Annotated in this window: 20 protein-coding genes and 2 tRNA genes; 9 read left to right on the top strand and 13 right to left on the bottom strand. The window is 49.1% G+C overall.

Annotation, left to right across the window (positions count from 1 at the left end):
• Positions 1–313: 313 nt before the first annotated feature.
• The 10 genes from ABT56_RS21830 to ABT56_RS21785 all read right to left on the bottom strand — a co-directional run bounded on the left by ABT56_RS21830 (position 314) and on the right by ABT56_RS21785 (position 7118).
• Positions 314–399, bottom strand: a tRNA-Leu gene (locus ABT56_RS21830).
• A gap of 51 nt (positions 400–450) precedes the next feature.
• Positions 451–1467, bottom strand: coding sequence for a LacI family DNA-binding transcriptional regulator (locus tag ABT56_RS21825; RefSeq protein WP_047881036.1), 1017 nt, complete (start codon positions 1465–1467; stop codon positions 451–453).
• 118 nt (positions 1468–1585) lie between these two features.
• Entirely contained in the window at positions 1586–2326 is a 741-nt protein-coding gene (gene chbG, locus ABT56_RS21820; RefSeq protein ID WP_047881039.1) for a chitin disaccharide deacetylase, read from the bottom strand.
• A gap of 107 nt (positions 2327–2433) precedes the next feature.
• Positions 2434–3750 carry a 6-phospho-beta-glucosidase gene (locus ABT56_RS21815; RefSeq protein WP_047881035.1) on the bottom strand — a complete coding sequence of 439 codons (1317 nt, stop codon included), beginning with the start codon at positions 3748–3750 and terminating at the stop codon, positions 2434–2436.
• Positions 3747–4067 (bottom strand): PTS lactose/cellobiose transporter subunit IIA, encoded by a 321-nt coding sequence (locus ABT56_RS21810; protein WP_047881034.1) that lies wholly within the window; start codon positions 4065–4067, stop codon positions 3747–3749. The genes ABT56_RS21815 and ABT56_RS21810 overlap by 4 nt, the downstream gene beginning before the upstream one ends.
• A 53-nt stretch (positions 4068–4120) precedes the next feature.
• Positions 4121–5452, bottom strand: coding sequence for a PTS sugar transporter subunit IIC (locus ABT56_RS21805; protein ID WP_047881033.1), 1332 nt, complete (start codon positions 5450–5452; stop codon positions 4121–4123).
• Positions 5453–5557: 105 nt separating this feature from the next.
• Positions 5558–5863 (bottom strand): PTS sugar transporter subunit IIB, encoded by a 306-nt coding sequence (locus ABT56_RS21800; protein ID WP_047881032.1) that lies wholly within the window; start codon positions 5861–5863, stop codon positions 5558–5560.
• Positions 5864–6363: 500 nt separating this feature from the next.
• Positions 6364–6449, bottom strand: a tRNA-Leu gene (locus ABT56_RS21795).
• Between the two features lie 115 nt (positions 6450–6564).
• Positions 6565–6912 carry a hypothetical protein gene (locus ABT56_RS21790; RefSeq protein ID WP_047881031.1) on the bottom strand — a complete coding sequence of 116 codons (348 nt, stop codon included), beginning with the start codon at positions 6910–6912 and terminating at the stop codon, positions 6565–6567.
• Positions 6912–7118 carry a hypothetical protein gene (locus ABT56_RS21785; protein ID WP_047881030.1) on the bottom strand — a complete coding sequence of 69 codons (207 nt, stop codon included), beginning with the start codon at positions 7116–7118 and terminating at the stop codon, positions 6912–6914. The genes ABT56_RS21790 and ABT56_RS21785 overlap by 1 nt, the downstream gene beginning before the upstream one ends.
• A 206-nt stretch (positions 7119–7324) precedes the next feature.
• Between ABT56_RS21785 and ABT56_RS21780 the strand changes: the two genes are divergently transcribed.
• Positions 7325–7819 (top strand): RDD family protein, encoded by a 495-nt coding sequence (locus ABT56_RS21780; RefSeq protein WP_240478377.1) that lies wholly within the window; start codon positions 7325–7327, stop codon positions 7817–7819.
• A gap of 56 nt (positions 7820–7875) precedes the next feature.
• Here the strand turns inward: ABT56_RS21780 and lptG are convergent, their stop codons facing one another.
• Both lptG and lptF read right to left on the bottom strand, forming a co-directional pair.
• The gene (gene lptG, locus ABT56_RS21775) at positions 7876–8946 is read right to left on the bottom strand and encodes an LPS export ABC transporter permease LptG (RefSeq protein ID WP_047881029.1); all 1071 of its coding nucleotides are present in this window, start codon (positions 8944–8946) and stop codon (positions 7876–7878) included.
• On the bottom strand, positions 8946–10046 hold the full coding sequence (gene lptF / locus ABT56_RS21770) for an LPS export ABC transporter permease LptF (protein WP_047881028.1): 1101 nt from the start codon (positions 10044–10046) through the stop codon (positions 8946–8948). The genes lptG and lptF overlap by 1 nt, the downstream gene beginning before the upstream one ends.
• Positions 10047–10240: 194 nt before the next feature.
• On the opposite strand from lptF, the gene pepA reads away from it, so the two are divergent.
• From pepA to ABT56_RS21750, 4 genes are all read left to right on the top strand, one after another.
• Positions 10241–11749 (top strand): leucyl aminopeptidase, encoded by a 1509-nt coding sequence (gene pepA, locus ABT56_RS21765; protein WP_047881027.1) that lies wholly within the window; start codon positions 10241–10243, stop codon positions 11747–11749.
• A gap of 52 nt (positions 11750–11801) precedes the next feature.
• A complete protein-coding gene (locus ABT56_RS21760; RefSeq protein WP_047881026.1) occupies positions 11802–12254 on the top strand; it encodes a DNA polymerase III subunit chi in 453 nt (150 codons plus the stop codon).
• Between the two features lie 27 nt (positions 12255–12281).
• Positions 12282–15140 carry a valine--tRNA ligase gene (locus ABT56_RS21755; RefSeq protein WP_047881025.1) on the top strand — a complete coding sequence of 953 codons (2859 nt, stop codon included), beginning with the start codon at positions 12282–12284 and terminating at the stop codon, positions 15138–15140.
• Positions 15141–15422: 282 nt separating this feature from the next.
• Positions 15423–15830 (top strand): DUF2061 domain-containing protein, encoded by a 408-nt coding sequence (locus tag ABT56_RS21750; RefSeq protein ID WP_047881024.1) that lies wholly within the window; start codon positions 15423–15425, stop codon positions 15828–15830.
• A gap of 61 nt (positions 15831–15891) precedes the next feature.
• Here the strand turns inward: ABT56_RS21750 and rraB are convergent, their stop codons facing one another.
• A complete protein-coding gene (rraB, locus tag ABT56_RS21745) occupies positions 15892–16293 on the bottom strand; it encodes a ribonuclease E inhibitor RraB (protein WP_047881023.1) in 402 nt (133 codons plus the stop codon).
• A gap of 766 nt (positions 16294–17059) precedes the next feature.
• On the opposite strand from rraB, the gene ABT56_RS21740 reads away from it, so the two are divergent.
• From ABT56_RS21740 to ABT56_RS21720, 4 genes are all read left to right on the top strand, one after another.
• The gene (locus ABT56_RS21740; RefSeq protein WP_047881022.1) at positions 17060–18505 is read left to right on the top strand and encodes a YfcC family protein; all 1446 of its coding nucleotides are present in this window, start codon (positions 17060–17062) and stop codon (positions 18503–18505) included.
• Between the two features lie 920 nt (positions 18506–19425).
• Complete coding sequence (gene arcA, locus ABT56_RS21730; RefSeq protein WP_047881020.1) at positions 19426–20646, top strand: arginine deiminase; 1221 nt, start codon at positions 19426–19428, stop codon at positions 20644–20646.
• Positions 20647–20785: 139 nt separating this feature from the next.
• Positions 20786–21697, top strand: coding sequence for a carbamate kinase (gene arcC, locus ABT56_RS21725; protein ID WP_047881019.1), 912 nt, complete (start codon positions 20786–20788; stop codon positions 21695–21697).
• A gap of 120 nt (positions 21698–21817) precedes the next feature.
• The gene (locus ABT56_RS21720; protein ID WP_047881018.1) at positions 21818–22828 is read left to right on the top strand and encodes an ornithine carbamoyltransferase; all 1011 of its coding nucleotides are present in this window, start codon (positions 21818–21820) and stop codon (positions 22826–22828) included.
• Positions 22829–22975 lie beyond the last annotated feature (147 nt).

Genomic DNA, 22975 nt, shown 5'->3' with positions numbered 1-22975 from the left:
CGTTGTCCGTGTCAGTGAGGTCGCATTATAGAGAGTTCGATCACATTGGCAAGAGGAAAAAACCTTTTTTTTCATCACGGACACTCACCTGAATAAAAGTTAACCTCAAGTCGATCGTGCTGGCTACTTTTCAAACGAAGACGCGCTATTAAATACCACCAGAAGTACTCAAACTACCAAATCGAACATTTACCGGACATGGACTAATAATAGAATTTAGCATCCCCCCAAAGCGGGAGCTCTGTTAAATTTCAAAGCGTACAGCCCTAAACGCAAAAAGCCCCGACTTTCGTCGAGGCTTTTTACTTAAATATGGTGCCCGGGGCCGGACTTGAACCGGCACAGTTATTCACCGGCGGATTTTGAATCCGCTGCGTCTACCAATTTCGCCACCCGGGCATGGAGTCGCATTATACGCATAACGCTCAGTTATACAATTTTTTTTTCTATTTATTTTTTTAATGCCCGAACACTCAGCCGATCGATCAATTCAGGCTTAAATCGACGCTCAATAACTACATCGTTAACCGCATTGCCCTTCGCTGCAATTTGAGCCATTAGAAGCTGCACCGCAGCACGAGCCATATCTCTTATAGGAAAATGTACTTCTGAAAGCATGGGATACAAACTCGAACACAAGCCCACACTGTCAAAGCTAATTAATGAAACCTGATCAGGAATATTAATTTTATGTTCATGGAAATACTGAACAGCCCCCAGCATCATCTCCTCGTTGCATGAAAACAAAGCAGTAAATGGCTGTGATGACTGATATAGGGATTGAACAGCGAGATAACCACTTTCCCGCTCATAGTTACCTTCCACACAAAGCCGTGGATTTACAACTATACCTGACTCACGTAAGGCATCCATATACCCAAGATAGCGAGCCTGACTACTGCTTCTTCCTGCCGGCCCCGTGATACAGGCGATATTCTGATGCCCATTAGCAATAAGATGCTGAACAGCTAATTTAGCTGCCTTTGTATGGTCAAAACTAATACAACGGTCCTCGAGCCCTGGGACAATACGATCTAGTAAGACGAAAGGCGTGGGTTCTCCTGCCAATGATCTGAGCTCATCATCGGAAAGATAACGGCTATTAAGGACATACCCCTCACAGCGTAAGTCATGGAAACGACGAATTGCCTCCCGCTCCCCATCGGCAGACAAGTGGCCCTGTGCAGTAATCAAAAACTTATTTGATCGATCAAGTTCTTCTTGAACCTGCCCCATCATTTCACCAAAAAATCCCCCAGTATAAAACGTCACCAAAAGCCCGGCCATATTACTTGAGGCCGTCGCTAACGAACGGGCAATAGCACTAGGCCGATAATTCAGTTCTGCCATCGCGCATTCGACCTTACGCCGGGTATCAGCCCGAAACGTACCTTCACCGTTGATGATCCTAGATACTGTTGAGCGGTGAACGCCTGCCAATGTCGCAACGTCTTTAATACTTGCCATGTCCAGCCATACCTTCCCTGCCTGAATACCTGTCAAACGTTTTACACCTGGCTACTCGTCATGCCAAGCAAAATAGAACTAACATGTACCTCTTTGTTATTTCACCGGTACTCATCTATTACCAATCTGACAATATCGAATAATCCGCTATCGTCACGCCTCGTAATGCTAATTGCGCCTTGAGCTCAGGTGCTGTAAGTACCGCTAACTCCGTGGCCCTCGCGCAATCATAAGCACTCGCCGCCAATAAGGGGGCATCAATAAACGCAGGATGAGTCATGATCTCCAAAACATCACAATCCTCTTTATGTTTATCGACAATAGCCAGTACATTTTCCAAACTCACACCGCCACTATAAAAGCCATCATCAAAGGCATACCTTCCCCTTCTATACCTATCCAAGCAAGGGACCGCACCTCTCAGCGGCACACCATAATCTCGAGCGATTGTCTGAAACACAGGTAAAACAGCCGGATGCAAATGAACATGATGATGACTATCTAAGTGGCTTAGGTGGATCCCCAACGACAAAAAGCGTTCAACTTGCGCAACCACTTCGGCTTCCAATGCCTGCCTGTCAAATTCTTGTGTCCGCCAAAACTCTTCTTTGGTGATAAATTTCCCCGCCGCATCAACCAGACTTTCCGCTGATGTCAAAGACCGCCCGGCAGTCAAACGAACATGCAGTCCAACTTTTAATTCAGGTGTCTGAGAGGCCAGCAAAACCGCATCCTCCTCGGCAGACATCCCTACCATTAGCGTTGTTGACCGAACGACGCCGTACCGGCATGCATCCACAATTCCAAGGTTTACACCACGGGTTAACCCAAAATCATCAGCATTAAAAATCACATGCAATGTTGCCTCCTTGGCTTTCGCCTTCGTCATAACCCTATCCATTTCACCCGATGATCTCTGGTATCAGACATAGCCAAATACTAGAGATATCTTCGGCACCACTCCTATCACGAACGACCAAATTGCGGCAAATAGTCATGATTTATTTTGAGGATATCATCGAAAATCAGCTTGGCTTTGCTGATATCAGGAACTAGAGGGTTACATGCCAGCGCCATAAGCCCCTTGTCGTAATCACCGTGGACAGCAGCCTCAACCGTTAGTTGCTCATAGGCTTTTACCTGCGCAACCAATCCAGAGATCGCGACCGGCAATGTCCCCACCGCCAACGGCCTTGCCCCCCACCCGCCGACAACGGCGCTGCATTCAATTACAGCATCATCGGGTAAGTTAGGAATCGCACCATTATTAGCCACATTGACGACATGCAATGACTTCAAATCATTGTAAATAGAGTCTATGAGATTAAGTGAGGCATCCGAATAATATGCCCCTCCCCGACTCTCCAGTTCGGTCGGTTTTGTCGCCAACGACTCGTCTTTATAAAGTTCAAACAACGACTGCTCCGTTTCCATGACTTGCTCTGCCCGCGTTCCCTGTGATTCGGCTGCGGCTTTTTCTTCTGCCAGCATGGCATCTGTCTGATAGAAATAGCGGTGATACGGGCACGGAATCGCACCCAAAGCCTTGAGAAACTCAGGATCCCAGGGTTCCTCGCTGATGTTCTTCATCGTATAAGTCGCACCATCGCCTACTTTCTGAAGAACCTCATCCGTCACATCTTTGCCATCAATCCATGCCCTGTGTGCCCAAAGCAGATGATTTAGCCCCGCACACTCTAGCGAGAGTTCTTCAGGGGTACATTCCATCATCTCTGCGATCATCATTCTCATCGACACAGGTACATTACATAATCCGATAGCCTTAACCTTTGTGAATTTGTTTACCGCCTCCGTAACCAGCCCTGCAGGGTTTGTGAAATTTAACAGCCAAGCATCAGGGGCAAGCTCCTCGATATCACGGCAAATATCCAATATCACAGGAATCGTTCGAAGCGCTTTGGCAAACCCACCCGGGCCCGTAGTTTCTTGGCCTATGACCCCGTACTTTAACGGGATCCTCTCATCATTGGCGCGAGCCTGCAGCCCGCCGACACGAAACTGAGTAAGGACAAAGTCAGCCCCTGTTATTGCAGCTCGTCGATCAAACGATGCCTTGATGTCTATCTCCACGCCTGCACGGGCAATCATCCGGCGTGTCAGGGCTTCAATAATCGCCATTTTTTCTCGCCCAGACTCGACGTCGACAAAATGGATCTCTCTAACAGGTAACCGCTCGATACGGTTGATAATGCCTTCCACAAGTTCAGGGGTATAGCTGCTCCCCCCGCCAATAATGGCGAGCTTCAATGCTGGTTTGTTCATACCGCCTCCTTGCTTTCCCGGCCTTTATAAAGATGAACCATTTCCTTCACCAGCTCATGCGCCAGAATTGTCGTCATCAAATGGTCCTGCGCATGAACCATCACCAATGTCATCGGTACCTTGCCCTCCCCCATGTCAGCTTCAATAAGCTGGGTTTGAACTAAATGCGCTTTATTAATACACGATTGAGCCTGGGCTAACATTTGATCTGCCGGCTCCCACTCACCAGCCCGAGCCTTTGCCAATGATTCGTAACACAGACTTCTTGCCTCACCTGCATTGACGATAATTTCCATAACCACAGCTTCTTGATCCATTGTTCTCTCCTTGTCAAAAAGAGGCTTGCCGCATATCAGCAAGCCTTTATTCCTTAGGCCGTAACGCCTTCGCCGCTAACCTCTTTAGAGGAGGAAGAAACCTCCGTTTTGCCTTCCTGCTCAAGCAGCTGCTTTTCAAACATCCGGAAAAATGGCAGATAAATCAGCAAATCTATGACCAGCAGCCCCAGAACCAACAACACTGGAGCGAATGTCCACCCGGCTCCCCACGAGGCACCAATAATAGCCGGGGTCGTCCACGGCGTTGTTGCTACCCCCATTCCCACAAGGCCCCCATGTACCGCAATGTACGCAATAACGGCATTGACAATCGGAGCAAAGACAAAAGGAATAAATAGCATTGGGTTCATGACTATCGGAGCTCCAAATATGATTGGCTCATTGATTTGGAAGAACCCCGGAACAGCACTCATCCGGCCGAGACTACGTAGGTGCACAGAGCGGCTAAATACCATCAGAATAGCCAGCGCCAAAGTTGCCCCCGAACCACCGATGAAGATATAGAAATCCCAAAATGGCTGGGTAAAGATGTTAGGAATAGGCTCACCCGCGACAAACGCAGCGGTATTGGCACCGATGTTGGTCAAAAAGATAGGAGACAGCAGGCCAACAACGATCGCAGCGCCATGAATACCAGCAAACCACAGCAACTGTGAAACCAGCAGCGCACCAATAATTGCAGGCAGGGTATTTGACGCACTAACTAGCGGTTTGAAAAGCTGCATCACAGCATCAGGGATCAACATCCCAAACTGGCTTTGAGCAAACAGACTCAGCGGATACAGCGTTAAAAAAACAATCAATACAGGGATTAGCATTTCAAAACAGCGAGCAATTGCCGGCGGTACCTGCTCCGGCATACGGATCGTGATGTTGTGCCGTTGCAGAAAACGAACAAGTTCCACAGAGAAAAATGCCGTTAATACCGCAGTAAAGATCCCGGTTCCCCCCATATGTCCGGCCGGCAAACCACCATCCGTTGCCGGGGCCGCTATCAGAAGAAAGCTCATCAGCGACAAACAAGCACAGGTGATCCCATCCATTGCATAGGCACGAGCCAGACTATAAGCGACCCCCAGGGATACAAATATCGTCATTATCCCCATCGACATATTGTAAGGCATCATAATGGCGTCAAAATTCTTCGTCGCAAAATCAAGCCAAGCTCGACCAAATCCATTTTGCGTATCTTCGGCAAATGGCGGGAACGCGAATATTAGAATAAAGCTACCGACAATAATAAATGGCATGGCAATAATAAAACCATCCCTCATTGCCCTTACATGTTTTTGAGACCCTATTTTAGCGGCTAGCGGAGCTATATGTTTCTCTACGACAGTCATTACCTTATCGTAAATTTTCATCTCAACATTCCTTATTATTTACATATAAACATCCCCAGCGAAATGCACGCAGAGTACAACGCATGTTTATATTTAAAGACTGCCAGCATATATGCTGGCAATATTTTACGAAATCAAAGAAAGGGCCTGATCGAGCACATCTTCCCCTTTCATCATACCGTATGCCATCGGAGATATTGCATCGACCTTCTTGCCGTACTGAGCCGCGCTATCCCTAAGGCTATCTAACTGGAATCGTACTTGCGGACCCAGTAAACAAACATCAAATTCCTGGATTGTCTGTTCAAAACTACTGACAGGATGTGCTTCGATCTTACATTCCAACCCTCGGGCCTGGGCCGCTTTTTCCATCCTTTGAACCAACATGCTTGTAGACATACCGGCACTGCAACAAAGTAATATTTTTTTCATATTGCTCTCCATTTATTCCACGTCATATTCAACATAAAAATTGTATACAAAAGAAACAAAACACAAAAGCGCAACCGGTTGCATTTAGCGTGAGCGCTATCTCACTTCAACAGGTAAATAAATAAAAAATAATACATAATGAACGTCAGTATATATTGATAAAAATAGCAACAATGTTGGGGTTAGTATTTATATGCCTTTGGTTACTCACGGAAATATATATAAAATCATAGAGTTCCAGCACTAACCTGATATATACCAAGTAAAATAAATATACGTAAGAAAGGATAAAAGATGAAATGATACCAAACAGAACAATAAATCCATGTCACCAGAGTGGTCTCATAGGTTTAAGTACGACGAAATCGAGCCGTGATCGATCATCGAGCGCTTATAGCACCACAACCTACTTTTTACGTGCAATTCTCATTTTAGGGAAAAAATGACAAACGGGAGATAGCAAAAAGCCCCGACTTTCGTCGAGGCTTTTTACTTAAATATGGTGCCCGGGGCCGGACTTGAACCGGCACAGTTATTCACCGGCGGATTTTGAATCCGCTGCGTCTACCAATTTCGCCACCCGGGCTGATGTGGCTCATTATACGTATCGCGAGATCAGACGCAAGCACCAAATAGTTAGAATTTCAAAAAAAACGACCGACAGAACACAATGCACTCACATTGAACAATTTACTTTCGCATCATGCGCTTGGAGCGACAATATAGTGTTCAAAAACAAGCCGAAGCCACTCTCGGTATCCTTTTAGCACCGTCACCTTAATCGGCAATAGGCGAGCAAACCATCCCTGTCGAAGCGTAAGCCGAACCACTGCGGTTCTAGACAAGCAAAGATAGCAGGTATAATTGTTACCCATCTCGCTTATTCGTCGCGAAAATCCCGCCTGACGCCAATAGCGCTGAAGGCGGGCAAGCTCACGGAGAAAATCCGTAGCATCAATAACCCTTGCAATAAGCACCTGCTTCCTTGCCCTCACCCGCACCTGGCTACGCCCAAGTGCCAGCTCGAGTTTACCGTGCAAAAAAAGCATTATTTATCCAAGTTTTTGGCGCGGATAGAGATACTGCCGTTCACCTTCCAAACGGAATGGTCCGGGCTATCCCCTGTCCCGCTCGGTACACTGATCTCAACATGATCAAAATCATACGTGAGTTGAGCATGTCGCTCCGTCAGCTTGTCGTATAACGCCTCTGCCAACTCTGGCCAGTTCGTTGTGTGGTTATTACTCTCTGCCATAGTTCGAGTCCTCAACGGTTGATTTACCTCATAGGTAGTAAGCAACAATGCCTAACGGGCTTTTGTCACCAGACTCTGATAACTATAGCCAGCCACCGCCTATTAGCTTGCTGCAAGGCTCTCAATTACGAGATCGCCCCCATTCACCCCGCCAGCCTAACTTGGTACACTGCGCGAAAATTGAAAACTCGACCACAGGTACGTACGTGAAAAAGTCCAGACAACAGGATGTTATCCCCAGCAACAACTACCCAAGCCTTTTCCGCCGCCTTGGCGCTTGGTTATACGATAGCCTTATCATTATCGCAGTCCTGATGCTTGCAGGCGGTGTCGGTGTCGCACTGACGGCCGGACTAAGTAGCCTTGGTATCATTAATACCAGCGGCTATCTCGATATCAGCGACTACATGAGCCGACACCCGAGTGCCAGCATTCTTTACTCTAGCTACCTAGTCACGGTCGCTATTAGCTTTTTCACGTATTTTTGGTGCCAAGCCGGGCAAACCTTGGGGATGCGGGCATGGAAATTGCGCCTGCAAAATAGCGACGGGAGTCCAATCCGCCCTACCCAGGCTTTGATCAGGCTGGCCACCTCGGCATTCGGTCTCGGCAACCTGCTCGCCCCTTTCAGTACCAGGAAGCAATCATTCCAAGACATCATGGCCGAGTGCGAAATGATAGTCCTCGATAAGGCCATATAATGGAGATAACAAAAAAGGAGCCAATGGCTCCTTTTTTGTTTGTGACGATATGAGGGCTATAGTTTACGCCGCAACAAGTAAATAGTGATCAGCAAGAAGACCAAGCTCGGCCCCAGTGCACCGACAATAGGGTGCAAGCGGTAAACGATACTCATCGGCCCGAACACCTCATTGGAAATATAAAAGGCGAAACCAAAAATAACCCCAGAGAGCACCCTCGCCCCCATCGTTACCGAACGCAGCGGACCGAAGACAAATGACAGCGCCAGCAGCATCATCACCGCAATCGAAACCGGCTGGAGCGCCTTACGCCAAAATGCCAGCTCATAACGCGAGGCATCCTGCTTGGAGTCCTTGAGGTACGTCACGTAATCATACACCCCGGAAAGGGCAAGCTCTTCAGGCTTAACCGTTACCACCGCCAGCTTGTCAGGGGTCAACGTGGTTTTCCAAACCTGCTCTGGGAAAGACTGCTTGGTCTGCTGGGTTTCGCCCATGGTCGTGACCGTCACATCCTTGAGCACCCAGCCCTTTTCAGGCTCAAAATCAGCAGATTCAGCAAAGGTCGTAGACTCTAGCTGATCCTTATCATTGAATTGCCAGATGTTGATAGCGTAAAGCTGCTTCTGCTCATGAACCCGGCCTATGTAAATATAATCGTTGTTGTCCTTCGCCCAAACACCACGCTGGACAGAAAGCATATTGCCGCCAGATGTCCACAGCGCACGCAGCTCGCGGGCCGACTTCTGGGCCTCAGGTGCCCCCCACTGCCCCAGCAGCATCACAAGGATCATCAAAGGCACTGCCGTTTTCAGCACCGACAAACCGATATCAAGCTTGGAAAAACCCGCCGCCTGCATTACCACCAGCTCAGAGCTCGAAGCCAGCATTCCCAGACCAATCAACGCCCCCAGCAATACTGCCATTGGGAAGAACATTTCAATGTCTCGGGGAATGCTCAGAAGCACGTACGCCAATGCCTTCCACAAGTCATACGTACCCTCGCCAACTTTGCGCAACTGCTCGACATACTTGATGATAGCCGACAAGCCAACCAAGGTAGACAAGGTCAGTGCCGATGTCGCAATGATCGTACGGCCAATGTATAAATCAAGAATCTTAAACATTAGCCACGTCTCCGCATTTTTTCTCTTAACTTACGCATCGGTAAGGTATCCCAGCTATTGAGCCCCACTGCGATGATGAAGGTAACAATATTGATTGACCACAAGCCAATGGCCGATGGCATCCCCCCGTCTTCTACCGCCGATTTGGCCGCACTGATCGCCAAGAAGTAGGCAAGATAAATCAAAACGGCTGGCACCAATTTGGCAAAACGTCCCTGACGCGGATTGACCGCCGACAGCGGAACAACAACCATTGTCAAAATAGGGATACACAGCACCAGCGAAACCCGCCACTGAAACTCGGCTTTTGCAGCCAGTTCCGGGCGTTTCATCAGCTCGAGCGTTGGCAATGCATCCCAATCTCGGCTTTTTTCACGCACCGCGCGCTGGCCGATCAGAGCTTGGTAGCCGTCAAAATCCGTAATGGAATAATCAAGCCGAGTCGGAACCCCCTCATAGCGGGTACCGTCTTTCAAATCGAGAATCTGGCGACCATCAGGCAGCTCACTGACAAAGCCACGATCCGCCACCATCACACTCGGCCGCAAGGCATCTTTGGCAGCGAGCTGGGCAACAAACACTTTGTGCAACCGGGTACCGTTATCGGTAATGTCGTTGACGAACACGACGCCCTTGCCATCGGGAGCCGCCTGGAACTGGCCCTTGACCAACAGATCCAGCCCCGAGTCGGCCTCAACCTTCTCCATCACTTGCGTTTCCTGCTCGACACTCCACGGAGCTAGCCACAAGGCATTGAACGCAGCGATGGTACCGGTGATAATAGCCAAGCATAATGCAGCTTGAATCAAGAACTTATTCCCGATCCCCGTCGCATTCATTACCGTAATTTCACTCTCGGCATACAGGCGGCCGAATGTCAGCAAGATACCGATGTACAAACTCAGCGGCAGCATCAACAATGCCATAGATGGCATGTACAGCCCCATTAAGGTCACGATCAGATCGCTGGGGATCGAGCCTTCCGTCGCAGAGGCCAGAATGCGGATGAATTTTTGACTGATAAAAACAAGAAAAAGCACGAACAGCACCGCAAATTGGCTTTTTAATGTTTCACGCGTCAAATACCGAACAATAATCACGCTTTATTTACCCATAGAAAACTTGTTTTTTTACTGGAATCACTATAATTTTTCGGTTAATTAGGTATTTTTTAATCTTTCGGCTAAATGTTAACCTGCACTTTAATCCTATACCGAATCTGAGGTCCAGCAAGTAAGTGCGGCATTATCTAACATTTAGCTTTAATTGTCTTTAATAGGATGTAGGAGTACGCATGGAGTTCAGTGTAAAAAGTGGTAGCCCCGAGAAACAGCGCAGTGCCTGTATTGTCGTTGGCGTCTTTGAACCACGTCGTCTTTCTCCCATCGCCGAACAGCTAGACAAGATTAGCGAAGGTTACATCAGTTCGCTACTTCGCCGCGGGGATCTCGAAGGCAAGCCTGGCCAAATGCTGCTGCTTCACCATGTACCAAACGTATTATCTGAGCGTGTATTACTGGTTGGTTGTGGTAAAGAGCGCGAGCTTGACGAACGTCAATACAAGCAGATCATCAAGAAAACGATCAGCACCCTGAACGAAACGGGCTCTATGGAAGCCGTCTGCTTCCTGACCGAGTTGCATGTCAAAGGCCGCGATACATACTGGAAGGTCCGCCAGGCTGTCGAAACAACCAAAGACAGCCTGTATACCTTCAACCAGTTCAAGAGCGTGAAGCCTGAGACCCGTCGTCCGCTGCGCAAACTGGTGTTCAACGTGCCGACCCGCCGCGAGCTGTCGCTTGGCGAACGCGCGATTTCACACGGCCTAGCGGTAGCCTCTGGCGTCAGAGCCGGCAAAGATCTCGGCAACATGCCGCCAAACGTGGCCAACCCTGCCTACCTAGCCTCCCAAGCACGCCGCCTGGCTGATGACTTCGAGACAGTCTCGACCAAAATCATCGGCGAGCAGGAGATGAAAGAGCTGGGCATGACCTCTTACCTGGCTGTTGGCCAAGGTTCGAAAAACGAAGCCATGATGTCGGTCATCGAATACAAGGGCAACCCAGATCCGTCAGCCAAGCCTATCGTGCTGATCGGCAAGGGTCTGACCTTCGACTCCGGCGGTATTTCCATCAAGCCATCAGCCCAGATGGACGAGATGAAATACGACATGTGCGGCGCCGCGACGGTCTTCGGTGCGATGAAGTCACTGGCCAAGCTAAACTTGCCAATCAACGTGGTCGGCGTATTGGCCGGTTGTGAAAACATGCCTGGCGGCGGTGCATACCGTCCGGGTGATATCCTGACCACCATGTCAGGCCAGACCGTTGAGGTGCTCAACACCGATGCCGAAGGTCGATTGGTGCTGTGTGATGCCCTGACCTACGTCGAGCGTTTCGAGCCGGAATGCGTCGTTGACGTCGCCACCCTCACCGGCGCTTGTGTCGTTGCCCTTGGCAACCATATCAGCGGCCTGATCTCGAACCACAACCCGCTGGCACACGAGCTGATCAACGCATCAGAGCAAGCTGGTGACCGTGCATGGCGCCTGCCGATGAGCGACGAGTACCAAGAGCAGCTGGCAAGCCCGTTTGCCGATATGGCCAACTTGGGCAGCCCGGGCGCTGGTACAATCACCGCAGGCTGCTTCCTGTCTCGCTTTGCCAAGAAGTACAACTGGGCTCACCTTGATATTGCCGGGACAGCTTGGGTTGGCGGCAAGGCCAAAGGGGCGACCGGCCGTCCGGTTCCATTGCTGGTCCAGTTCCTCCTCAACCGAGCAGGCCAGGAAACCGTCGAGTAAGATTGACAACAGAAGAGGGCCAAAAGGCCCTCTTGTTTTATAGGTTATCGCTATGACTCATGCTACTTTTTATATGATCGATGAAACGCACCTTGCCGCAGACAACGACTACCTGCTGCATTTTGCCTGTCATCAAGCAGCCATGAGTTACCGCCAGGGCCAGAAAGTCTATATTCTCGCGGAAAGCAAAGCCCAAGCAGAACACATTGATGAGTACCTATGGCAACAGGAACCCGATAATTTCGTACCGCACAATTTGATCGGCGAAGGCCCCCGTGGTGGTTCTCCGGTTGAAATTGGGTGGCCCGAACTCCGCCACAGCGGGCGACGCGGGATACTGATAAATTTGAGCCAACATGCACCAAATTTTGCCGTTACCTTCTCACAAGTGATAGACTTCGTCCCTTGCGATGAAAAACTCAAGCAGTTGGCGCGGGAACGCTACAAGCTATACCGCCAAGCTGGCATCCAGCTTCAGACCGCCACTGCCCCTGATACGCCTTAATTCCACATAGATCCTTCTAAGAGCGCTATGGAAAAGACATACAACCCAACTTCAATTGAACAGGCGCTATATCAGCGCTGGGAAGAGGCTGGCTACTTCAAGCCTCACGGTGATACGACTAAAGCTGCCTACAGCATTATGATCCCGCCGCCAAACGTCACCGGTAGCCTTCACATGGGCCACGCGTTCCAGGATACCATCATGGATACCCTGATCCGTTGTGAGCGTATGAAGGGCAAAAACACCCTTTGGCAGGTAGGTACTGACCACGCGGGTATCGCGACTCAGATGGTTGTTGAGCGTAAGATCGCTGCAGAAGAAGGCAAAACCAAACACGATTACGGTCGTGAAGCTTTCATCGACAAAATCTGGGAATGGAAAGGCGAATCTGGCGGTACTATCACTAAGCAGCTACGTCGCCTAGGCGCATCTGTAGACTGGGATCGCGAGCGCTTTACGATGGACGACGGTCTGTCTAACGCCGTTCAGGAAGTATTCGTACGTCTGTACGAAGACGACCTTATCTACCGTGGTAAGCGCCTGGTTAACTGGGACCCTAAACTACACACCGCTATCTCTGATCTTGAAGTAGAGAACAAAGATACCAAGGGCCACATGTGGCACTTCCGCTACCCACTGGCGGATGGCGTTAAAACGGCTGACGGTAAAGATTACATCGTCGTCGCCACCACCCGTCCGGAAACCATGCTGGGCGATACCGGTGTTGCCGTTAACCCAGAAGATCCACGTTACAAAGATCTGATCGGCAAAGACATCATCCTGCCTATCGTTGACCGCCGCATCCCTATCGTGGGCGATGAGCACGCGGACATGGAAAAAGGCACAGGCTGTGTGAAAATCACCCCTGCGCACGATTTCAACGACTACGAAGTAGGCAAGCGTCATAGCCTGCCAATGATCAACATCCTGACATTCGACGCTAACATCCGTGACGCGGCGGAAGTCTTCAACACCAACGGTGAGCCAAGCGACGCTTACGCGACAGAACTGCCAGCTAAATACCACGGTATGGAGCGTTTCGCAGCGCGTAAAGCTATCGTTGCCGAGTTCGACGAACTAGGCCTGCTTGAAGAGATCAAAGATCACGACCTACAGGTACCTTACGGTGACCGTGGTGGCGTCGTTATCGAGCCAATGCTGACTGACCAGTGGTATGTACGTACTGCACCGCTAGCAAAAACAGCGGTTGAAGCCGTTGAAAATGGCGACATCCAATTCGTACCTAAGCAATACGAAAACATGTACTTCTCTTGGATGCGCGACGTTCAAGACTGGTGTATCTCTCGTCAGCTATGGTGGGGTCACCGCATCCCGGCTTGGTACGACAACCAAGGCAACGTCTACGTTGGCCGCAACGAAGACGAAGTTCGCCAGAACCACAACCTAGAAAGCATTATCGAACTGCATCAGGACGAAGACGTTCTGGATACTTGGTTCTCTTCCGCTCTATGGACGTTTGGTACTCAAGGCTGGCCTGAGCAAACTGACGATCTGAAAGTGTTCCACCCATCAGACGTGCTGGTCACCGGTTTCGACATCATCTTCTTCTGGGTTGCCCGCATGATCATGATGACCATGCACTTCGTGAAAGACGAAAACGGCAAGCCGCAAGTACCGTTCAAGACTGTTTACGTAACCGGCCTGATCCGTGACGAGAACGGCGACAAGATGTCGAAGTCGAAAGGTAACGTGCTTGACCCAATCGACATGATCGATGGTATCGACCTTGAGTCTCTGGTTGAGAAGCGCACCGGTAACATGATGCAGCCTCAACTTGCGGCGAAGATCGAGAAGAACACCCGTAAGACGTTTGAAAACGGTATCGAACCTTACGGTACTGACGCCCTACGTTTCACGCTTGCAGCAATGGCATCGACTGGCCGTGACATCAACTGGGACATGAAGCGTCTGGAAGGTTACCGTAACTTCTGTAACAAGCTATGGAACGCCAGCCGTTACGTAATGATGAACACAGAAGAGCAAGATTGCGGCTTCAACGGCGGTGAGATCGAATACTCACTGGCGGACAAGTGGATCGAGTCTCAGTTTGAACTGGCTGCGAAGGCGTTCAACAACCATATCGACAACTTCCGTTTGGATATGGCCGCGAACACCTTGTACGAGTTCATCTGGAACCAATTCTGTGACTGGTACCTAGAACTGACTAAGCCAGTTCTATGGAAAGGCACCGAAGCACAGCAGCGCGGCACTCGTCGTACGCTAATCACGGTGCTTGAGAAGACCCTGCGTCTGGCTCACCCGGTGATCCCTTACATCACTGAAACTATCTGGCAGAGCATCAAGCCGCTAGTAGACGGTGTGGAAGGCGATACCATTATGCTGCAATCCCTGCCTCAATTCGACGAAGCTAACTTCAACCAAGAAGCGCTAGACGACATCGAGTGGGTGAAAGCATTCATCACCAGCATCCGTAACCTGCGTGCCGAATACGACATCAACCCAGGTAAACCGCTAGACGTGATGCTAAAAGCTGACAACGCGAAAGATGCCGCACGTCTTGAAGCGAACAAGCAAGTACTGATGTCCCTAGCGAAGCTAGAATCTGTACGCGTGCTAGAAGCCGGTGAAGAAACACCAGCATGTGCAACAGCATTGGTTGGCAAATCAGAGCTGATGATCCCAATGGCAGGTCTGATCGACAAAGATGCAGAACTGGCTCGCTTGGCGAAAGAGATCACCAAGACTGAAGGCGAAATCAAGCGCATCGAAGGCAAGCTAGGTAACGAAGGCTTCGTAGCCAAAGCACCTGAAGCAGTTATCGCCAAAGAGCGCGAGAAGCTAGATGGCTACAAAGAAACATTAGTGAAGCTCGCTGAGCAACAAGCAACGATTGCTGCACTATAAGCGCTTTGCTTAATGTTAATAACACGCCTATAAGCGTGTCATGTTAAAAAGGTTGGCCTTCGGGCCAGCCTTTTTTGTTTTAAGCGCCCCTACCACCCTCGATTTTTATCGCACCATCACTCATAGATCATTACATTCATCATTCGCGATTTGATAGCTTGTTCCTATCAAATCAATATCTAAAAGCCATTGGATTAAACGCGAATAGTTCTCAATAATAAAAACATAGAAACAGGGCATTCCTACAACACACCCAAGCATCCTTGAGGGGAGGAGATCATCATGAAAAAGACACTAACTTTTGCCGCACTCCATTTTACCATTGCGTTTAGTGTCGCTTACATGCTGACTGGTGACCTCCTTATCGGTAGTTTGATTGCTATGATTGAGCCTTCCGTCAACACTGTGGCCTTCTATTTCCATGAAAAAGCATGGGCATCAATACCCGCATTGAAAGCCCGTCAAACTCAAACAAAATGGAAAACAGCCAGCTTTGCCACCGTCCATTTTTCCGTTGCCTTTACCGTAGTGTACTTGCTGACCGGTGATGCCTTTGTCGGTGGTATCATGGCAATGTTGGAGCCAAGCCTGAACAGTGTGGCGTACTACTTCCACGAGAAAGTCTGGCTGCGCCAGAACAAGCAGGCAGCCACAAGCGTCCCTTCATTCTGCCTGCATCAGCATGCGTGATAGCTACATACAAAAAAAGCTGCCCATGGGCAGCTTTTCAATCGGTCAGATCAACGGGGAATTACTCCTCGTCATCCTCGTAGTCTTCATCATCGTCTTCGTCCGACTCGAAGTAAGTACCCCAGCCGTCGTAATCAATGTTGTGCTTTTCTGCAAGGCGGATCATTTTCTCTGCCTGCTCGTCAATCAACTCTGCATTCAGTGCTGATTCCATCACGGCATCAAAACATACCACGGTACCGCCACCGTCTTCAGGGGCTAGCTCAAGCTCTTCGGCATCCAGTACATCGAAGCCCATCTTAAACGCTTCAGCTGCCGCAGCTTCTAACTGCTCAAAAGTATCAGCCGAAAAGTGGTGCTCAATGCTGTAAAGCGCATCAGGCTCACTGCCATCTTCCAGCAACGCAGCAATAATCTCGCGCGTTTCTTCCTTCTGCTCTTCAATCAGTTCTGCATAAGACATGGGGAAACTCCACCTTAATATCAATTCGACGGCAAATATCGCACGGATTGCGGAAAATTGCCACGTAAAAGCGTGGGCTATCTCCCACTCCCATTTCTAGCCGCTATTTTGAAAATTGACATACATCAAACAAAGCGATTTTTTTTGCCTTGGTGCTAGAATTCGGAAAAATGCATAATATTCCCGGCTATGCACCCCGACCCAACGAGCAAGAAATAGTTAATCACATATTCACCCACTTATTACAAAGAAATACCCTTGTCCTTACATACCGTCTCAAGCGAGCTGCGACATGCACCCCGTAAAGTGTGAACAACACCAAAGTCATTTCAATCCCGTCAGCATAAAATCCGATGGCAACAAGCAAATAGAGCTGCAGCAGAGACTGCGCCAAAACAATTTCGAGAGATACGATCATGAGTAACATCTGCCCGGTCCAGCAATCAGGATGGCGGCGGCAAAGCCCACTTTGTCGCCCTCGTAGAACGCTAACTCGCATGGCCATTGCCGCCGGTAGTAGCAAATCTGCCTACTGCCGGTCAATGGAACTTCATGCAGAGAGAGTACTTCTCTGACTGTTCACGGCCAACAGCCCAAGGTATTAACCACCAACGGCTTCAAGCTAATCCACCCCTTTACAGTACCTGATGGTCAATACCAGCCCTCATACCCTGAGGCCTTGCTGGCTAACACTTTCATGCCTGTTTCGGACTAGGTCGATGTTTAACCCTCTGGCACAAAGTGCCCAAGAGGCAAGGAGATAACAATGACAACTGAATCGATGAACAAGGAAGAAAAAGGCGGCTTCTTTGCCAACTTTAAGTTTCCATCTGCCTACACCATTTTATTTGCCCTTATTGCCCTAGTGGCGCTGATGACTTGGATCGTTCCTGCTGGCCAGTACGACCGCGTCATGAACGAAGATCTAGGCAAAGAAGTACCCGTAACCGGAACTTACCACAGCGTTGAGAGCAACCCTCAAGGCGTTGTCGATGTGCTACTGGCGCCGATTGACGGCTTCTACGACCACAACACTTACGAAGCTGCGGCTATCGATGTGTCCTTGTTCATCCTGGTGATCGGTGGCTTCCTAGGCCTAGTCACCAAGACTGGTGCGATTGATGCGGGTATCGAGCGTGTTACCGCCCGTCTGCAAGGTCGTGAAGAGCTGATGATCCCGATTCTGATGGCACTGTTTGCCGCAGGCGGTACTATCTACGGTATGGCTGAAGAATCACTTCCGTTCTACACCCTGCTTGTACCGGTAATGATGGCCGCGCGCTTCGACCCAGTTGTTGCTGCTGCTACCGTTCTGCTAGGTGCGGGTATCGGTACCCTAGGTTCGACTATCAACCCATTTGCTACCGTTATCGCATCAAACGCTGCTGGTATTCCGTTCACTGACGGTATCGGTCTACGTGTCGCTATGCTTGTTATCGGCTGGCTAATCTGTGTTGCCTACGTAATGCGCTATGCCAAGATGGTTCGCGCTGACCAAACCAAATCTATCGTTTACGACAAGTACGAAGAAAACAAAGCACACTTCCTTGGCAACCAGACTGGCGAAATGCTGGAGTTCACCACGACTCGCAAAATCATCCTGGGTATCTTCGCCGCATCTTTCGGTATCATGATTTACGGCGTATCGGTTGCAGGTTGGTGGATGGCTGAAATCTCTGCCATGTTCCTAGCATCAACCATCATCATCGGCGTGATCTCTCGCATGAGCGAAGAAGAGTTCACCACAAGCTTTATCGACGGTGCCCGCGACCTACTGGGCGTAGCACTGATCATCGGTATCGCACGTGGTATCGTGGTTATCATGGACCGCGGTATGATCACCGACACCATCCTGAACTCTGCAGAGCACATCGTATCTGGCCTGTCTTCAGTAGTATTCATCAACGTGATGTACCTACTGGAAATTATCCTGTCATTCCTTGTGCCTTCATCTTCAGGCCTAGCAGTGCTGACCATGCCAATCATGGCACCACTTGCTGACTTTGCTGGCGTGAGCCGTGACCTAGTGGTAACTGCTTACCAGTCTGCATCAGGTGTTGTAAACCTAATGACGCCAACCTCAGCCGTTGTTATGGGTGGCTTGGCCATTGCCCATGTCCCATACGTTCGCTGGGTGAAGTGGGTTGCACCGCTACTAGGCATTTTGATTGTCCTAATCATGGTAATGCTCAGCGTGGGTGCCATGATGTAATACCGCTTCTATCTTGCTTGTGCAGCCGCCCTTCGGGGCGGCTTTTTGCTATCAGCGCCCATCCCAAACACCCGGTTCAAAATGCACCTCGGCCATCCCCCTCCCGAAACCAACTTGTTTCGCATGCCCCCAGCCATATACCGGCAAGCCGACACGCCCTTGTATCGCAAGGCAGTACCTGGCCATCCCCCTTGGAGGCAGCACGAGAGGCGGCAGATACAGCCATAACAACAGCACCAAGCGTTGGGATTGAGAGAGCAAGAACATCGCTCGACTCAAATACCACACCTGCACCGCCCCTAACCTATAAGCGCAATATTTTTACCTGCTGCTATATTTTTGCATTACCCGTCACTTGGAAAATTAAACATTGAAATAAAACAAAAAAAACAGCGCTGCGAATATCAAATAAAAACTCAACAAAACATAATTAAAAAAGAAAAATAAAACAGTAACCTCGCCTGTTGCTAAATTACAAAACAAGAAAAGAAATATATTTTGGAAAAAGTTTTGTTATTTTAACATTAACATTCCAACTATTTTTATATAGTCAGCCACTAAAAGTGAATAAGCTTGTTTTTACACAAACAAATTTCACCCGCAGTTTATGCATAACATTCCACCAAAACCAAATCACACCTTTAAAAACAATGACTTAATAGTGAATAACACACTAAAAAAACGTCCTTTCCACATAAAAAACCCCGCATGAAATATAGTAACGAATGCATTAAAAATGTTAAAAAATAAAGAAGCCATCGTTATGAGATTAATAGATAAAGTGTGATGGATATCTAAGACTATCTGCTCGCGATCCGTAGAATGAATTACAGAAACAACGGCAGAGAATAAATTTTCTCTTCGCCAAAAAACAAATAAATGCCAAATGAATTGGCTATCAAATAAAGAGAGATACGATCATGAGTAAGTTCTATGTAGGTTCTGAAATAGGCCAACTACGCCGCGTTCTTCTTCATCGTCCAGAGCGCGCTCTAACTCACCTGACTCCGTCTAACTGCCATGACCTACTATTCGATGACGTATTGGCTGTTGAGCGTGCAGGCGAAGAGCATGACGTATTTGCCAACACTTTGCGCGAACAAGGCGTTGAAGTAATGCTTCTTCAAGACATGCTAGCTGAAACACTAGCTGTTAAAGAAGCGAAAGACTGGCTGCTAGGCACTCAGATTTCAGATAACCGTTTCGGCCCAACATTTGCTAACGATGTTCGTTGCTTCCTTGCGGACCTACCAAACCAAGAACTAGCAGCAATCCTACTAGGCGGCCTAGCATACTCTGAGCTTCCAATTCAGTCTTCTTCTATGATGCAGGGCCTGCACGCAGCAAGCGACTTCATCATTGAACCACTACCAAACCACCTATTCACCCGCGACACATCTTGCTGGGTATACGGCGGCGTTTCAATCAACCCAATGGCTAAGCCTGCTCGTCAGCGCGAAACCAACCACCTACGTGCTATCTACCGCTGGCACCCAACCTTCGCAGGTCAGGACTTCATCAAGTACTTCGGTGACGAAGAGAAGATCTACGACAACTCAACAATCGAAGGCGGTGACGTACTAGTTATCGGTAAGGGCGCTGTACTGATTGGTATGTCAGAGCGTACTACTGCACAAGGCGTAGAGCAGCTAGCATCAAGCCTATTCAAGCACGGCCAGGCTAAGCAAGTTATCGCGATGGAACTGCCTAAGCACCGTTCTTGCATGCACCTAGACACAGTTATGACCCACATGCGTGAAGACACCTTCTCTGTTTACCCAGAAGTTGTTCGCAAAGACGTTAAGTGCTGGAGCCTAACTGGCGACGAGTCTGGCTCAGTGAAAGCAACTGAAGAAGGCTACTTCGTAACTGCAATCGAAAAAGCACTGGGCGTAGGCCAGCTGAACCTAATCACTACTGGTGGTGACAACTTCGAAGCTGAGCGTGAGCAGTGGAACGATGCAAACAACGTACTGACTGTTAAACCTGGCGTGGTTGTTGGTTACGAGTGCAACACTTACACCAACGAGAAATACGACAAAGCTGGTATCACCGTACTACCAATCCCTGGTGACCAACTTGGCCGCGGCCGCGGTGGCGCACGCTGCATGAGCTGCCCAATCGAGCGTGACGGTATCTAAGTTCACAGGCAATAGCCAAACCCTAACGGCCGGTGCGCTGCACCGGCCTGAAAACAGCAACATCCTCTTTCGGTCACCGGCATAAAGCCAACGACAAAAACACAATAAGACCGAGAGCAAAACCAAGAGAGACGATCACATGACTAAGCAAACTGTTGTAGTCGCACTGGGCGGTAATGCCCTACTACGCCGCGGCGAGCCTCTAGAGGCAGATATCCAACGCCAGAACATCGCCAAAGCAGCAAAAACCATTGCTGAAATTGGTAAAGAATACAATGTAGTCCTTGTTCACGGTAACGGCCCACAAGTTGGCCTACTAGCCCTACAAGGCCTGGAATACAAGAAAGTTAACCCATATCCGCTAGACGTTCTTGGCTCTGAAACCCAGGGCATGATCGGCTACATGCTGATGCAAGAACTGAAGAACCTGCTTCCTGAGAAAGACGTTTCTTGCATGCTTACTCAGATGACAGTTGACCCAGCGGACCCAGCATTTGCTGACCCAACTAAGCCAATCGGCCCTGTTTACGAAGAAGCAGAAGCCCGTGAAATGGCAGAAAAATACCATTGGACTGTGAAGCCTGACGGCCAGTACTTCCGCCGCGTGGTACCAAGCCCACTACCTACCGGTATCGTTGAAGGCGACGCCATCACTACCCTAATCAAGCAAGATCACCTAGTGATCTGCACCGGTGGCGGCGGTATCCCAGTGAAGCGCGAAAACGGCAAGCTAACAGGTGTTGAGGCGGTTATCGACAAAGACATGTCAGCAGCTTACCTAGCTCAGCAACTTAATGCCGACGCACTGCTAATTTTGACCGATGCCGATGCTGTATACCTTGACTGGGGCAAACCAACCCAGACAGCACTACGCAGCACTACGCCTACTGAGCTGTCACAGTACGCTTTCGATGCTGGTTCAATGGGTCCGAAAATTGATGCTTCATGCGAATTTATCCGTAAAGGCGGCAAGCTGGTTGGTATCGGTTCGCTAGAAGACGGCCTAGCCATCCTTAAGGGTGACGCAGGTACAAATATTATTGCAGAATAACAGAATAGTTATTCACAAGAGCTCCATTATACGTTAAACATTAATAAAACAAATCGGCTGGCACTATTCATATTTAGTAAGTGCTCAGCCGGACCAGAGAGATTCAGAGAGGAAACTATCATGGCTTTTAACCTACGCAACCGTAACTTCCTAAAACTACTAGACTTCACTCCACGTGAGATTCAGCACCTACTAGAACTGTCTGCTGAACTTAAAAAAGCGAAGTACAACGGTTACGAGCAGCCTCGCCTAACTGGCAAAAACATCGCACTGATTTTCGAAAAAACCTCTACTCGTACTCGCTGTGCATTTGAAGTAGCGGCATTCGACCAGGGCGCACAAGTTTCTTACCTTGGCCCATCAGGCTCTCAAATCGGCCACAAAGAATCAATGAAAGACACTGCTCGCGTTCTTGGTCGCATGTACGACGGTATCGAGTACCGTGGCTTTGGCCAGTCAATCGTTGAAGAGCTAGGTGAATACGCTGGCGTACCAGTATGGAACGGCCTAACTGACGAATTCCACCCAACTCAAATCCTAGCTGACTTCCTGACCATGCAAGAGCACGGCCGTGGCAAGCAACTACACGAAATCACTTTCGCTTACCTAGGCGATGCTCGCAACAACATGGGTAACTCTCTAATGGTTGGCGCAGCGAAAATGGGCATGGACATCCGTCTAGTAGCACCAAAAGCTTACTGGCCTGAAGAAGCACTAGTAGCACAGTGCCGCGAAATCGCAGAAGAGACTGGCGCTAAGATCACTCTAACTGAAGACGTAAAAGAAGGCGTTCAGGGCTGTGACTTCCTATACACTGACGTATGGGTATCAATGGGCGAAGCGAAAGAAGCATGGGCTGAGCGTATTGAACTAATGCTACCTTACCAAGTTAACATGGATGTCATCAAAGCAACTGGCAACCCACATGTTAAATTCATGCACTGCCTACCTGCATTCCACGGCGAAGATACTACAGTGGGCAAAGAGCTAGCAGCTGAGTACCCAATCCTAGCTAAAGGCGTTGAAGTAACTGACGAAGTGATCGAGTCTAAGCACTCAATCGTATTCGACGAAGCTGAAAACCGTATGCACACCATCAAAGCAATCATGGTAGCAACACTAGGTAACTAACCGACTCTCTTGGGTTTAGGGTCCCCCTCTTGCTGGTGACCCTATCTCTCGACCCTATACCGGCCTTCGGGCCGGTATTTTTATGCCTACAAAAAGAGTCCAACCTCCCCCCGCGCTCCCCAGCAAAAATCCTATTAATTAAAGGGT

The organism is Photobacterium aquae, assembly GCF_001029445.1.
GTDB lineage: Bacteria > Pseudomonadota > Gammaproteobacteria > Enterobacterales > Vibrionaceae > Photobacterium > Photobacterium aquae.
The sequence above is the reverse complement of the archived record's forward strand: the minus strand, read 5'-3'. Positions and strand labels throughout refer to the sequence as shown.

Excerpts from the sequence above, each read along its gene's own strand:
- ABT56_RS21825 (WP_047881036.1), bottom strand. The coding sequence starts at position 1,467 with ATGGCAAGTATTAAAGACGTTGCGACATTGGCAGGCGTTCACCGCTCA.
- ABT56_RS21815 (WP_047881035.1), bottom strand. The coding sequence starts at position 3,750 with ATGAACAAACCAGCATTGAAGCTCGCCATTATTGGCGGGGGGAGCAGC.
- ABT56_RS21810 (WP_047881034.1), bottom strand. The coding sequence starts at position 4,067 with ATGGATCAAGAAGCTGTGGTTATGGAAATTATCGTCAATGCAGGTGAG.
- ABT56_RS21805 (WP_047881033.1), bottom strand. The coding sequence starts at position 5,452 with ATGAAAATTTACGATAAGGTAATGACTGTCGTAGAGAAACATATAGCT.
- ABT56_RS21800 (WP_047881032.1), bottom strand. The coding sequence starts at position 5,863 with ATGAAAAAAATATTACTTTGTTGCAGTGCCGGTATGTCTACAAGCATG.
- ABT56_RS21790 (WP_047881031.1), bottom strand. The coding sequence starts at position 6,912 with ATGCTTTTTTTGCACGGTAAACTCGAGCTGGCACTTGGGCGTAGCCAG.
- ABT56_RS21785 (WP_047881030.1), bottom strand. The coding sequence starts at position 7,118 with ATGGCAGAGAGTAATAACCACACAACGAACTGGCCAGAGTTGGCAGAG.
- lptG (WP_047881029.1), bottom strand. The coding sequence starts at position 8,946 with ATGTTTAAGATTCTTGATTTATACATTGGCCGTACGATCATTGCGACA.
- pepA (WP_047881027.1), top strand. The coding sequence starts at position 10,241 with ATGGAGTTCAGTGTAAAAAGTGGTAGCCCCGAGAAACAGCGCAGTGCC.
- ABT56_RS21760 (WP_047881026.1), top strand. The coding sequence starts at position 11,802 with ATGACTCATGCTACTTTTTATATGATCGATGAAACGCACCTTGCCGCA.
- ABT56_RS21755 (WP_047881025.1), top strand. The coding sequence starts at position 12,282 with ATGGAAAAGACATACAACCCAACTTCAATTGAACAGGCGCTATATCAG.
- ABT56_RS21750 (WP_047881024.1), top strand. The coding sequence starts at position 15,423 with ATGAAAAAGACACTAACTTTTGCCGCACTCCATTTTACCATTGCGTTT.
- rraB (WP_047881023.1), bottom strand. The coding sequence starts at position 16,293 with ATGTCTTATGCAGAACTGATTGAAGAGCAGAAGGAAGAAACGCGCGAG.
- ABT56_RS21740 (WP_047881022.1), top strand. The coding sequence starts at position 17,060 with ATGACAACTGAATCGATGAACAAGGAAGAAAAAGGCGGCTTCTTTGCC.
- arcA (WP_047881020.1), top strand. The coding sequence starts at position 19,426 with ATGAGTAAGTTCTATGTAGGTTCTGAAATAGGCCAACTACGCCGCGTT.
- arcC (WP_047881019.1), top strand. The coding sequence starts at position 20,786 with ATGACTAAGCAAACTGTTGTAGTCGCACTGGGCGGTAATGCCCTACTA.
- ABT56_RS21720 (WP_047881018.1), top strand. The coding sequence starts at position 21,818 with ATGGCTTTTAACCTACGCAACCGTAACTTCCTAAAACTACTAGACTTC.